This is a genomic window from Micromonospora sp. NPDC000089 (assembly GCF_042899365.1).
GTDB lineage: Bacteria > Actinomycetota > Actinomycetes > Mycobacteriales > Micromonosporaceae > Micromonospora.
Map to the genome: position 1 here is coordinate 46,202 of NZ_JBIAZT010000001.1, position 12,835 is coordinate 59,036.

The 12,835-nt window shown below is 74.9% G+C and carries 12 protein-coding genes; 8 read left to right on the plus strand and 4 right to left on the minus strand.

Annotation, left to right across the window (positions count from 1 at the left end; all coding sequences use genetic code 11):
• Positions 1-79: 79 nt before the first annotated feature.
• Complete coding sequence (locus tag ACFY3U_RS00235; RefSeq protein WP_387192381.1) at positions 80-583, minus strand: DUF3093 domain-containing protein; 504 nt, start codon at positions 581-583, stop codon at positions 80-82.
• An 83-nt stretch (positions 584-666) separates the two neighbouring features.
• Here ACFY3U_RS00235 and dut point away from each other — a divergent pair, with 83 nt between their 5' ends.
• The 4 genes from dut (at position 667) to ACFY3U_RS00255 (ending at position 3,150) form a co-directional block, all read left to right on the plus strand.
• The gene (dut, locus tag ACFY3U_RS00240; RefSeq protein WP_387192383.1) at positions 667-1,197 is read left to right on the plus strand and encodes a dUTP diphosphatase; all 531 of its coding nucleotides are present in this window, start codon (positions 667-669) and stop codon (positions 1,195-1,197) included.
• A 25-nt stretch (positions 1,198-1,222) separates the two neighbouring features.
• Positions 1,223-1,888 (plus strand): DUF3710 domain-containing protein, encoded by a 666-nt coding sequence (locus ACFY3U_RS00245; protein WP_387192386.1) that lies wholly within the window; start codon positions 1,223-1,225, stop codon positions 1,886-1,888.
• Between the two features lie 183 nt (positions 1,889-2,071).
• Positions 2,072-2,452 (plus strand): OB-fold nucleic acid binding domain-containing protein, encoded by a 381-nt coding sequence (locus ACFY3U_RS00250; protein ID WP_387192389.1) that lies wholly within the window; start codon positions 2,072-2,074, stop codon positions 2,450-2,452.
• Entirely contained in the window at positions 2,449-3,150 is a 702-nt protein-coding gene (locus ACFY3U_RS00255) for a DUF3159 domain-containing protein (protein WP_387192392.1), read from the plus strand. Before ACFY3U_RS00250 ends, ACFY3U_RS00255 begins: the two co-directional genes overlap by 4 nt.
• 47 nt (positions 3,151-3,197) lie before the next feature.
• Here the strand turns inward: ACFY3U_RS00255 and ACFY3U_RS00260 are convergent, their stop codons facing one another.
• Positions 3,198-3,887 (minus strand): potassium channel family protein, encoded by a 690-nt coding sequence (locus ACFY3U_RS00260; RefSeq protein ID WP_387192395.1) that lies wholly within the window; start codon positions 3,885-3,887, stop codon positions 3,198-3,200.
• A gap of 3 nt (positions 3,888-3,890) precedes the next feature.
• The gene (locus tag ACFY3U_RS00265; protein WP_387192398.1) at positions 3,891-4,556 is read right to left on the minus strand and encodes a potassium channel family protein; all 666 of its coding nucleotides are present in this window, start codon (positions 4,554-4,556) and stop codon (positions 3,891-3,893) included.
• Between the two features lie 162 nt (positions 4,557-4,718).
• Here ACFY3U_RS00265 and ACFY3U_RS00270 point away from each other — a divergent pair, with 162 nt between their 5' ends.
• From ACFY3U_RS00270 to dxs, 4 genes are read left to right on the plus strand one after another with little or no spacing between them, the layout of a single operon-like run.
• A complete protein-coding gene (locus ACFY3U_RS00270) occupies positions 4,719-6,782 on the plus strand; it encodes an APC family permease (protein WP_387192400.1) in 2,064 nt (687 codons plus the stop codon).
• On the plus strand, positions 6,779-8,038 hold the full coding sequence (locus ACFY3U_RS00275) for a class I SAM-dependent RNA methyltransferase (protein ID WP_387192403.1): 1,260 nt from the start codon (positions 6,779-6,781) through the stop codon (positions 8,036-8,038). Before ACFY3U_RS00270 ends, ACFY3U_RS00275 begins: the two co-directional genes overlap by 4 nt.
• A gap of 9 nt (positions 8,039-8,047) precedes the next feature.
• Complete coding sequence (locus ACFY3U_RS00280; protein ID WP_387192406.1) at positions 8,048-9,250, plus strand: anhydro-N-acetylmuramic acid kinase; 1,203 nt, start codon at positions 8,048-8,050, stop codon at positions 9,248-9,250.
• 48 nt (positions 9,251-9,298) lie between these two features.
• The gene (dxs, locus tag ACFY3U_RS00285; RefSeq protein ID WP_387192409.1) at positions 9,299-11,257 is read left to right on the plus strand and encodes a 1-deoxy-D-xylulose-5-phosphate synthase; all 1,959 of its coding nucleotides are present in this window, start codon (positions 9,299-9,301) and stop codon (positions 11,255-11,257) included.
• Positions 11,258-11,363: 106 nt separating this feature from the next.
• Here the strand turns inward: dxs and ACFY3U_RS00290 are convergent, their stop codons facing one another.
• The gene (locus ACFY3U_RS00290; protein ID WP_387192412.1) at positions 11,364-12,560 is read right to left on the minus strand and encodes a hypothetical protein; all 1,197 of its coding nucleotides are present in this window, start codon (positions 12,558-12,560) and stop codon (positions 11,364-11,366) included.
• Positions 12,561-12,835 lie beyond the last annotated feature (275 nt).

Here is a 12,835-nt window from a genome sequence, read left to right on the forward strand (position 1 = left end):
CGAGCGGATCACCGACGACACGTGCCGGTGACCGGTTCCGCCCGGTGTCGCCTCTTCCGCGGGGTCGTCCCGGCGACGCTCAGCCGGCGTCGTCGCGGGCGGCCAGCAGGGCCTCGGCCAACCGGGCCGGATGCCGGCTGCTCACCACCCAGAACGGGGTGGGATCGGCCGGGTCGGCCAGCACCACCTGCACCGCGCCGCCGATCCACGGCCGCTGCACGACGAAGGCGAGCGGATCCGCGCCCACGCCGAGCACCTCACGCCGCCCGTCCGCGTCCAGCGGCACCGCGTCGGCCACGAGGCGCACCGGTAGGTGGGCGTCGTCCACCCACAGCTCGCCGTCGCGCACCGCGACCCGCACGCGACCGAGCCGCCACAGGCCGACCAGGGTCGCCGGGATGAGCAGCGCGAAGGGCAGCCAGGCGCGCACCCCGGTGGCGCCCATCCAGATCTCGGCGGCGGCCAGCCCGGCCAGCGCCAGCGCGGACAGCCAGAACCACCAGGGCAGCGAGAGCCGTTCGGCGTAGCCCGCGGTCGCCGCGGGGCGCCGGGGCGGCGACGACGGGGAAGGCGACAGGCTCACTCCTGCCAGGGTACGGCGCACGCCGGCCGGTCGAACCGGCAGGATGGCAGGGCACCCCGCGAACGCCGACGGAAGAGGAGACCGTGACCCACGTGGTACCCGTACCCGTGCGGCAGCTCGATCCGGAGCTGCCGCTGCCCGCGTACGCCCATCCCGGCGACGCCGGGGCCGACCTGGTGGCCGCCGCGGACGTCGAGCTGCCGCCCGGCGGCCGGGCCCTGGTCCCCACCGGCGTGGCGCTGGCCCTGCCGCCGGGTTACGTCGGGCTGGTCCACCCGCGCTCGGGCCTGGCGGCCAGGCTCGGCGTGACGGTGCTCAACGCCCCCGGTACGGTCGACGCCGGCTACCGGGGTGAGATCATGGTCAACCTGATCAACCATGATCGGGACGCGCCGGCCCGGATCTCCCGTGGTGACCGGATCGCCCAGCTCGTCGTGCAGCGGGTGGAGCGGGCCGAGTTCCGGCCGGTGACGGAGCTGCCCGGGTCGCCGCGCGGCACCGGCGGGCACGGCTCCACCGGCGGCCACGCCGGGCTGGTGCCGGCACCCGGTGGGACGGCCGGCGCCGCCGGCGCGGGTCGGGGCGGCGTTCGGACGGAAGAGGTGGCAGGGTGAGTGCGAACAGCGGAGGGTGGACGCAGTGATCTTCAGCCGTAAGCGGGCCGGTGACGGGCGGCACGCCCAGGACGACCGGGCCACCGGGCTCGACCCGCAGGACACCGGGCAGGACCCGCAGGTGCCGGCGCGTGGCCCCTACGACGCCACCGAGGTCGAGGACGACATTGAGCGCCTCGACCTGGGCAGCCTGCGCATCCCCGCGGTGCCCGAGGTCGAGGTGCGGGTGCAGGCCGACCCGCAGGGCGTGATCCAGCAGGTCGTGCTCGTGCACGGGGAGAGCGCGCTGCAGCTCGGCGTGTTCGCCGCCCCCCGCTCCGAGGGCATCTGGGACGAGGTGCGCGAGGAGATCCGGCAGTCGCTGTTCGCCGACGGTGCGGCCGCCCAGGAGGCGCAGGGCGAGTACGGCACCGAGCTGCACGCCCGGGTGCGCACCCCGGACGGCCTGACCGACCTGCGCTTCGTGGGGGTCGACGGGCCGCGCTGGATGGTCCGGGGCGTCTTCCAGGGCGCCGCCGCGACGAACCCGGCCGCCGCCGGCCCGCTGGCGCTCTGCCTGGACGGCCTGGTGGTCGACCGGGGCAACGAGGCGAAGCCGGTGCGCGAGCCGCTCCCGCTGCGGCTGCCCCGGGAGTTCGCCGAGCAGGCCGGCGGCGAGGCCGCCCCGGCATCCGGCCCCAGCGGGGCCTGACCGACCGGTCACCGGGCCCGGGCGCGACCTCGCGCCCGGGCCCGAGCCCTGTCCGCGGGCCCGAGCCGGACGCCGGACCCGGTCGCGCGCCGGTTCGGCGTACGCTGGCGGGACGATCCGGCGGTACGCCGGCGGGCAGGTGCCGGCGCGGGCCGGCCGGCGTGGAGAGGTGACGCGGAGGTCATGTCGACCGACCAGGGCCGGGTGTCGCTGCGGCGCATCCTGCAGCGGCTCACCGCCACCGAGGCCGAGATCGAGGCGCAAGAGCTGCAACGCGAGAGCGCACAGTGCGGCGGCGTGCCGGCCCGGCAGTGCACCCGGGGCCAGCTGGTCTCGGTCACCGGGCGGTTGCGCACCGTCGTCTACACGCCGCGCACCAACCTGCCCACCCTGGAGGCCGATCTCTACGACGGCAGCGACGTGGTCACCCTGGTCTGGTTGGGTCGGCGGCACATCGCCGGCATCGAGCCGGGCCGGCACCTGACCGCGCGCGGGCGGGTGGCGGTCCGGGACGATCGCAAGGTCATCTACAACCCGTACTACGAGCTGGAGTCGCCGAAGTGACGACCGGACAGCACCCCACTACCGGGCAGCACCCGACGACCGACCCGGTGACCGGGTTGCCCGAGGACGAGCGGCTGCCCACCATCGCGGAGCAGATGGCCGACCAGCTCGGCGGCTGGCGCGGGCTGGTCGAGTCCAGCATCCCGGTGGTGGTCTTCGTCCTGGCCAACGTCGTCGGTGAGCTGCGCCCGGCGGTGCTCGCCTCGATCGCGGTGGCGCTGCTGATCGCGGTGGTCCGGCTGGCCCAGCGCCGCCCGGTGCGGCACGCGGTCAACGGCCTGTTCGGCATCGCCGTCGGCGCGGCCATCGCCTGGAAGACCGGCGACGAGCGCGACTTCTACCTCCCCGGCATCCTCTACGGCATCGGCTACGGGGTGGCCCTGTTGGTATCGGCAGCCGTCCGCCAGCCCCTGGTCGGCTGGATCTGGTCGGTGCTGGTCGCCAAGGGGCAGGCCGGCTGGCGGCACGACCCGCGGCTGGTGCGCACCTTCACCCAGCTCACCGTGCTCTGGGGTGTGGTCTGGCTGGCCAAGGTCGGCGTGCAGGCCGCCCTCTACCTGGCCCACCAGGACACCGCGCTGGGGGTGGCCCGGCTGGCCCTGGGCTACCCGCCGTACGCGCTGCTGCTGTTGATCACCGTCTGGACGGTGCGCCGGGTGACCCGGGAGAACGCGCCGCAGCCGCTGCCCGGCGCCTGACCGACCGGGCCGACCCGCGGGCACCGGGGGCCACCCCGGCGGGCGGCTCAGCCGGTGCCGCGGGTGCGCTCGACGCTGTCCGCCCCGAGGATCACCGCGCGGACCTCGTCCTCCACCTCGGCGGTGCACACGAAGATCAGCTCGTCGGCGGCCTCGATCGGGTCGTCCGGGCTGGGCACCAGAACCCGCTTGCCGCGCAGGATCGCCACCAGCGCGGCGTCCCGGGGAATCGGCACGGCGTGGATCGGCTGGCCGACGTACGGCGCGGTGGGCGGCAGGGTGATCTCCACCAGGTTCGCCTCGCCCTGCCGGAACGTCATCAGCCGGACCAGGTCGCCGACGGTGACCGCCTCCTCCACCAGGGCGGCCATCACCCGCGGCTTGCTGACCGCCACGTCGACGCCCCACTGCTCGGTGAAGAGCCACTCGTTCTCCGCCCGGTTCACCCGGGCCACCACCCGGTTCACCGCGAACTCGGTCTTGGCCAGCAGCGACACCACCAGGTTGACCTTGTCGTCACCGGTGGCGGCGACCACCACGTCACAACCGGAGACGTTCGCCTCCTCCAGGCTGGCCAGCTCGCAGGCGTCGGCGAGCACCCAGTCGGCGGCCGGCACCCGGTCGGGCCGGAGCATCTTGGGCTGCCGCTCGATCAGCATCACCTGGTGGCCGTTGTCGATCAGCTCCTGGGCGATCGACCGGCCCACGTTGCCGGCGCCGGCGATGGCGATCCGCATGACTCAGTGCCCTCCTTCGGGCGGCGTCGCGGCCACCGCGGTGACCGAGGCGACGATGTCGTCGGTGACCAGCACGTAGAGCTGGTCACCCTCCTGCACGACGGTGGAGCCGGTGGGCAGCGTGCCGATGCCGAACCGGGTCAGGTACGCCACCCGGGCGCCGGCGGCCTCCTCGAGCTGGCGCAGCGGCCGGCCGACCCAGTCCTTGTGCACCGGGATCTCCATGATCGACACGGTGCTGGTGGGATCGCGGAAGATCTCCACGTTGCCCTCCGGGACCAGGTGCCGCAGCATCCGGTCGGCCGTCCAGCGCACGGTGGCCACGGTGGGGATGCCGAGCCGCTCGTAGACCTGGGCCCGGCGCTGGTCGTAGATCCGGGCGGCGACCCGGGAGACGCCGAACGTCTCGCGGGCCAGCCGCGCGGAGATGATGTTGGAGTTGTCGCCGCTGGACACCGCGGCGAAGGCGTCGGCCCGCTCGATGCCGGCCTGCCGCAGCACCTCACCGTCGAAGCCGGCGCCGGTGACGGTGATGCCGGCGAAGTCGGGGCCGAGCCGGCGGAACGCGTCGGCGTCCTGGTCGATCACGGCCACCGAGTGTCCCCGGGACTCCAGGCTGTGGGCCAGGGTCGAGCCGACCCGGCCGCAACCCATGATCACGACGTGCACGGTGTCCCTCCCAAGGTGCCGCCCGTCCTGGGCGCGCCTGTCGACTGCGAGCCTGCCACGTCCGGGCCGCCGGCGGGTGACCGACCGTACCGCGCGGACGCCGGAGAACGTGATCAGGCACCCCTGGAACGGCGGTGGACGGTGGTCGTACCCTTGGCGCTTGTGGCCCGTCCCACCTCGCTGCTGAAGCGACTCCTCCTCGGTCGACCGTTCCGGTCCGACCGGCTCCAGCACACCCTGCTGCCCAAGCGCATCGCGCTGCCCGTCTTCGCCTCCGACGCGCTGTCCAGCGTCGCGTACGCGCCGGACGAGATCCTGCTGACCCTCTCCATCGCGGGCGCGTCGGCGTTCCTCTTCTCGCCGTGGATCGCCCTCGCGGTCGTCGTGGTGATGCTCACCGTGGTGGCCAGCTACCGGCAGAACGTGCACGCGTACCCCTCCGGCGGCGGCGACTACGAGGTGGCCACGGTCAACCTGGGGCCGCGCGCCGGGCTGGCGGTGGGCAGCGCGCTGCTGGTCGACTACGTGCTGACCGTCGCCGTGTCGGTCTCCTCCGGGGTGGCCAACCTCGGCTCGGTGGTGCCGTTCGTGGCCACCCACAAGGTGCTGATCGCGGTCGCCGCGGTGGTGCTGCTCACCGCGATGAACCTGCGCGGCCTGCGCGAGTCGGGCACCGCCTTCGCCATCCCCACCTACGGGTTCGTGATCGTGATCGGCGGCATGATCATTACCGGCCTGATCCGGGTGTTCGTGCTCGGTGACGAGCTGCGCGCCCCCAGCGCGGGGCTGGAGATCAGGCCCGAGCACAGCGTGGCCGGGTTCGCGCTGATCTTCCTGCTGCTGCGCACCTTCTCCTCCGGCTGCGCCGCGCTCACCGGCGTGGAGGCGATCTCCAACGGGGTGCCGGCGTTCAAGGCCCCCAAGTCGAAGAACGCGGCGACCACGCTGCTGCTGCTCGGCACCATCGCGGTGAGCATGCTGGTCGGCATCATCTGGCTGGCCCGGCTGACCGGCCTGCAGTTCGTCGAGGACCCGTCACAGATCATCTCCGGCCCCGACGGGTACGTGCAGAAGACTGTCACCACCCAGCTCGGCGAGACCGTGTTCGGCTCCGGCTCGGTCCTGCTCTACGTGGTCGCCGGGATGACCGCGTTGATCCTGTTCCTGGCCGCGAACACCGCGTTCAACGGCTTCCCGGTGCTCGGCTCGATCCTGGCGCAGGACCGCTACCTGCCCCGGCAGCTGCACACCCGGGGCGACCGGCTGGCCTTCTCCAACGGCATCATCTTCCTCGCCGTCTCCGCGGTGGTGCTGATCGTCGGCTTCCAGGCCGAGGTGACCCGGCTGATCCAGCTCTACATCGTCGGCGTGTTCGTCTCGTTCACGCTCTCCCAGGCCGGCATGATCCGGCACTGGAACCGGCACCTGCGTACCGAGCGGGACCCGCAGGCGCGCAGTCGGATGTTCCGCTCCCGGGCGATCAACGCCTTCGGCATGGTGCTCACCGGCGTCGTGCTGATCATCGTGCTGGTCACCAAGTTCCTGCTCGGCGCCTGGATCGCGATCGCCGCGATGGCGGTGATCTACGTGCTGATGCTGGCCATCCGCCGGCACTACGACCGGGTCGCCACCGAGCTGGAGCCGACCGAGGCGCGCGGCGTGCTGCCCGCCCGCAACCACGCCATCGTGCTGGTCAGCAAGCTGCACCAGCCGACCCTGCGGGCCATCGCGTACGCCCGGGCGACCCGCCCGGACACGCTGACCGCGGTCACCGTGAACGTGGACGAGAAGGACACCCGGGACCTGCAGGCCGACTGGGAGCGGCGGGAGCTGCCCGTCCCGCTCACGGTGATCGACTCGCCGTACCGGGAGATCACCCGGCCGATCCTGAACTTCGTGGCGAACACCCGCCGGGCGTCGCCCCGCGACGTGGTCACCGTCTTCATTCCGGAGTACGTCGTCGGCCGCTGGTGGGAGAACCTGTTGCACAACCAGAGCGCGTTGCGGCTCAAGGGCCGGCTGCTGTTCGAGCCCGGGGTGATGGTGACCAGCGTGCCGTGGCAGCTCGCCTCCACCGCCAGCAAGAACCTGGACCGACTGGACGCGACGCTGACCCGTACCCCCGCCCGGGGGCCGCGGGTCGCGCCGCGCAGCACCCTGCCGCCGGAGGTCCCGCCGGTGGTCTCCGCCCCGTCCGGCGAGAGCGGCCCTGGGGGGCGGCCGTGACCGGGGACGCGGTGGGCGAGCGGCGCGGGCTGGAGGAGGCCGAGCGGGTCGAGCTGATGGTCGACGCGGTCGCCCCCGGCGGCCACTGCGTGGCCCGGGTCGACGGCCAGGTGGTCTTCGTCCGGCACGCGCTGCCCGGTGAGCGGGTGGTGGCCGAGGTGACCGAGCTGCACAAGGGGTTCGCCCGCGCCGACGCGGTGGAGGTCCTCGACCCCTCCCGGGACCGGGTCCCCCCGCCGTGCCCGTACGCCCGTCCCGGCCGGTGCGGCGGCTGCGACCTGCAGCACGTCGCGCCCGCGGCCCAGCTGGCCTGGAAGGCCACGGTGGTGCGGGAGCAGCTCACCCGCCTCGGCGGGCTGACCGACGCCGAGGCGGACGCGCTGGGCGTGGCCGTCGCCCCGCTGCCCGGCGGCCCGCTCGGCTGGCGCTCCCGGGTCCGCTACGCGGTCGACGGGGCCGGCCGCGCGGGCCTGCTCAAGCACCGTTCGCACGAGGTGGTGCCGATCGAGCGCTGCCTGATCGCCCATCCGGCGATCCAGGAGCTGCCGGTGCTCACCCCGTCGGGCGTGCGCTGGCCGGACGCGGAGGCGGTCGAGACGGTCGCCTCCACCGGCGGGGACGTCAGCGTGACCGCGATGGCCGACGGGGAGAGCACGCCGGTCAGCGGGCCGCAGAGCGTCCGGGAGCGGGCCGCCGGCCGGGAGTGGACGCTGCCCGCCGGAGGCTTCTGGCAGGTGCACCCGGCCGCCGCCGACGCGCTGGTCGACGCGGTCCTGGAGCTGCTCGACCCGCGCCCCGGAGAATCCGCCTGGGACCTGTACGGCGGGGCCGGGCTGTTCGCCGCCGCGCTCGCCGACCGGGTCGGGCCGGCCGCCCGGATCACCCTGGTCGAGGCGGCCGCCGAGGGCGTCGAGGCCGCCCGGAGGAACCTCACCGACCTGCCCAGGGTGGAGGCGGTCGCCGCTCGGGTGGAGACCGCGCTGGCCCGGCGCCGGATCACCGGCCCGGTCGACCTGGTGGTGCTCGACCCGCCGCGCTCCGGGGCCGGCGCGGCGGTGGTGCGCGGCCTGGTCGCGGCCGGGCCGCGCGCAGTCGCGTACGTGGCCTGCGATCCCGCCGCCTTCGCCCGGGACGTGCGCACCTTCACCGGGGCCGGTTGGCGGCTGGCCGAGCTGCGCGGCTTCGACCTGTTCCCGATGACCCAGCACGTCGAGCTGGTCGGCCTCTTCCTGCCCCCGGCGGCGGCCCGGGACTAGCCTGGCGCGATGAAGATCGTCGGGCTGATGTCGGGCACCTCGTACGACGGGGTGGACGTGGTGGCGGGGGAGTTCCGCCTCGACTCCGAGACGCTCCGGCTGCGGCCGCTCGGGCACCGCGAGCTGACCTACCCGGACGACCTGCGGGCCGCGATCGGCGCGCTGCTGCCCCCGGCGGCCACCACGATCGAGGCGGTCTGCCGGCTGGACAACCGGCTCGGCGAGGTGTTCGCCGAGGCGGCGGCGGTCGGGGTGGAGCTGGCCGGTGGCACGGCCGACGCGGTCGTGTCGCCCGGGCAGACCGTCTTCCACTGGGTCGACGGCGGGCGGGTGCGCGGCACGCTCCAGCTCGGCGCGCCGGCCCGGGTGGCCGCGCGGGTCGGCGTACCGGTGCTGCACGACCTGCGCTCGGCGGACGTGGCGGCTGGCGGGCAGGGCGCGCCGCTGGTCCCGGCGTTCGACGCGCTGCTGCTCGACCCGGCCGCCGCCCCCCGCGCAGCGCGGGGCTCGGACAGCGCAGCGGTGCGGGCGGCATTGAACCTGGGCGGGATCGCGAACCTCACCGTGGTCGCGCCCGGGGCGCCGGTCCTCGGCTACGACGTGGGCCCGGCCAACGCGCTGCTGGACGCGGCGGCCCGGCGCTTCCTCGACCGCCCCTGCGACGTCGACGGGGCGCGGGCCGCCGCCGGTCGGGTGCACGCCGGGCTGCTGGACCTGCTGCTCGCCGAGCCGTACTACGCCGCGCCCCCGCCCAAGTCGACCGGCAAGGAGCTGTTCCACGCCGGTTACCTCGACGAGCGGCTGGCCCAGGCCGGGCCGGTGGCCCCGGACGACGTGCTGGCCACCCTCACCGAGCTGACCGCGCGCACGGTGGCCGCCGAGTGCGACCGGCACGGGGTGACGGAGGTCATCGCGGCCGGCGGCGGAGTGCGCAATCCCACCCTGCTGGGCCGGCTGGCCGCCCTCGGCGCCGGCCGGTGGCGGCTGCGCGTCACCGACGAGCTGGGGGTGCCGGCGCAGGCCAAGGAGGCGTACGCGTTCGCCCTGCTGGGCTGGCTGTCCTGGCACGGTCTGCCCGGCGCGGTGCCCTCGGTGACCGGCGCCTCCCGGGCGGCCGTGCTGGGCTCCTGGACGCCGGCCGGGCCGGCGTACGCCGCCACCCCGCCCGCGCCGCCGCGCCGGCTGGTCGTCGACGAGGTGGACCCGCGGTGATCCCCGGTCGAGCTGCGGTGCTGCGGGCGGCCGATAGACTCTCACGTCATGAGTGTTGAAGAGGACACGGCCAACCACGGTCGGCTGCTGGGCGCCGTCCGTGGGCCGCAGGACGTGAAGCGGATGACCGCCGAGCAGCTGGACATCCTCGCCGCCGAGATCCGCGACTTCCTGATCGCCAAGGTCTCCCGCACCGGTGGGCACATCGGCCCGAACCTGGGCGTCGTCGAGCTGACCCTGGCCATGCACCGGGTCTTCGACTCGCCGCGCGACCGGCTCCTGTTCGACACCGGCCACCAGTCGTACGTGCACAAGATCCTCACCGGCCGGCAGGACGGCTTCGACCAGCTCCGCCAGCGCGGCGGCCTGTCGGGCTACCCGAGCCAGGCCGAGAGCGAGCACGACCTGATCGAGAACTCGCACGCCTCCACCGCGCTGTCCTACGCCGACGGCCTGGCCAAGGCGTACGCGCTGCGCGGTGAGCAGCGCAGCGTGGTCGCCGTGGTCGGCGACGGTGCGTTGACCGGCGGCATGTGCTGGGAGGCGCTGAACAACATCGCCACCGCCGGCAACCCGCTGGTGATCGTGGTCAACGACAACGGCCGGTCCTACTCGCCGACCATCGGCGGCCTGGCCGACCACCTCTCCTCGCTGCGGCTCAACCCCGGCTACGAGAAGGTCCTCGACACCGTCAAGGACGCGCTGGGCAACACCCCGTTCGTCGGCAAGCCGATGTACGAGGTGCTGCACGCGGTCAAGAAGGGGATCAAGGACGCGGTCGCCCCGCAGGCGATGTTCGAGGACCTCGGCATCAAGTACGTCGGCCCGGTCGACGGCCACGACGTGCCGGCGGTCGAGGCGGCGCTGCGCGCGGCGAAGAACTTCGGCGGCCCGGTGATCGTGCACGCGGTCACCCGCAAGGGCTACGGCTACCGCCCGGCCGAGGACGACGAGGCCGACTGCCTGCACGGTCCCGGTGGCGCCTTCGACGTGGAGACCGGCAGGCTGGTCGCCGCCCCGTCGGTGAAGTGGACCCACGTCTTCGCGAACGAGCTGGTGGCGATCGCCGACGAGCGGCCGGACGTGGTGGGCATCACCGCCGCGATGGCCGAGCCGACCGGCATCGCCGCGCTGGCCCGCAAGCACCCCGACCGGGTGTACGACGTGGGCATCGCCGAGCAGCACGCCGCCACCTCGGCGGCCGGCCTGGCTATGGGCGGGCTGCACCCGGTGGTGGCGGTCTACGCGACCTTCCTCAACCGCGCCTTCGACCAGGTCCTGCTGGACGTGGCCATGCACAAGCTCCCGGTGACCTTCGTGCTGGACCGGGCCGGGATCACCGGCCCCGACGGGCCCAGCCACTACGGCATCTGGGACATGTCCGTCTTCGGGGTGGTGCCCGGCCTGCGGATCGCCGCGCCGCGGGACGCCGACAGCCTCCGCGAGGAGCTGCGCGAGGCGCTGGCCGTCGACGACGGCCCGACCATCGTCCGCTTCCCGACCGGCACGGTCGCCGCCGACCTGCCGGCGATCCGCCGGGTCGGCCCGGTCGACGTGCTGGCCGAGTCGGCGCGCACCGACGTGCTGCTGGTGGCGGTGGGCTCGTTCGGCCAGCTCGGCATGGAGGTCGCCGCGCGGCTGGCCGAGCAGGGCTACGGGGTCACCGTGGTCGACCCGCGCTGGGTCCGCCCGGTCCCGGCCGAGCTGGTCGAGCTGGCCGCCGGCCACCGGCTCGTGGTCACCGTCGAGGACGGCGTCCGGGTCGGCGGGGTCGGTGACGCGCTCGGCCAGGCCATGCGGGACGCCGACGTCCGGGTCCCGCTGCGTGACCTCGGCGTGCCGGCCGACTGGCACCCGCACGGCACCCGGGCGCAGATCCTCGCCGACCTGCGGCTGACCGCCCAGGACGTGGCCCGGGACGTGACCGGCTGGATCTCCGGCCTGGACGGCGACGCCCCGTCGGTGGAGACGGTCCGGCTGCCGGCCCGGGACGCCAGCCCCAACTGATCGCGTACGACCCGACGGGCGGTCCCGGTTCCTCCGGGGCCGCCCGTCCGGCTGTCGCGGCCAGCCACGGTCCGGGTCGCCGCCGGCGTCGGTGTGCGCCGGACGGTCAGCGGCCGCCGACCGAGCGGTAGTAGGTCTTCTCGGCCGTGGCCAGGCTGAACGCCTGCTTCGCGGTGGGCATCGGCACCACCACCAGCCCCGGCCGGTCCACCAGCCGGGGCGTGCCCGGCGGCACCGACAGCGAGGCGTCCCGGGCGGGCCGCCAGGTGAGCACCACCAGCGGCTGCCCCGGCACCGGCAGCACGTACGTCTGTAGCGGGTTGGAGCGGTCGGCGGGCGATACCACCGGCGTCCCGTCGCCGGCCGGCCGGTACACCACCGACGTCATCGTGCCGGCCGCGGTCTCCCAGGTGAGCTGCTCCAGGTCGCCCGGGTCGTGCCCGCCGCCCAGGGTCATCTCGCTGATCGCCCGCATCGTCAGCTTCTCCACCGGCCACGACTCCGGCGCCGAACGGTCCGCCGTGCCGTCCCCGATCCGGCGCGGGACGCTGCTGAACGGCCCCTTCGCGCCGGCCAGCACGCAGGTGTCCAGCCCGTCCAGCGCCCGCCGGCCGGAGCCGGTCTCGTCCCGGACCAGCGGGTAGCGCGGGTCGGCGGTCGCGGCACCGAGGTCGAGCAGCCGCTCGGCGGCCCGTCCTCGGGGCAGCGACTCGGTGGCCCGCAGGGTCGCGGTCACCGGCACCGCCGCGCAGGCCGGCACGGTCACCGGGCCGGTCAGCCCGTCGGTGACGGCCAGCGACCGGCCGTTCGGGCCGAGCAGCCGCTGCACCCGGCCGGAGGTCAGGTAGTGCCGGCCGTCGCTCAGCTGCACCGGCAGCACGTCGGCGTAGGCCAGGTAGCCGGGGTCGGTGTACTCGGCGGCGCGGGTGACCACGTACCGGCCGTCGGCGCCGGTCACCTGGAGCAGCCAGGAGGCGCCCTCACCGGGCACGTCGGCGGCGACCAGGGCCAGCGGGGCGCCGGCCGCCTCGCCGGACCAGAGGATGCCGGAGGTCGGCAGGTGCGCCCGGTCGTCGATCGGGGACCGCCAGGCGCGTACCGCCTCACTGATCGCGGCCGTCGCCGCCGCGTCGCCGGCGAGCCGCCCGCGCGCCGGCCACACCCGCAGCGTGCCGTCGAGGCTGTCCACGCCGGCCCGCAGCCGGTCGGCCTGCCGGCCGGTCACCGGGGCACAGCCGGTGCCGGTCAGCGCCACCGCGAGCAGGGCGGCGACCGTTCCGCCGAGGGCGCGCGCCGATCCCACCCGTACACCCCCGATTGCGTGGTCGTCCTCCGCCGGAAGCTGCCATCGTACGCAACGGCCGGCGCCGGACCGCAGTCCGTGCCGGGTGGCCACAAGGGACACCAGAGCCACATTCGGACCAATCGCGGGCTCCGGTAGACTCCGGCGACTGTGACGTCTGCCCAGCCGCGCGGCCCGTACGCGCCGGACACCGACGCCGCCCCGAACGGCGTCCGCGGCGCCACGGCGACCGTGACGGCGCCCCCGCCGGCCCCCACCCGCCCCGACCCGCCGCG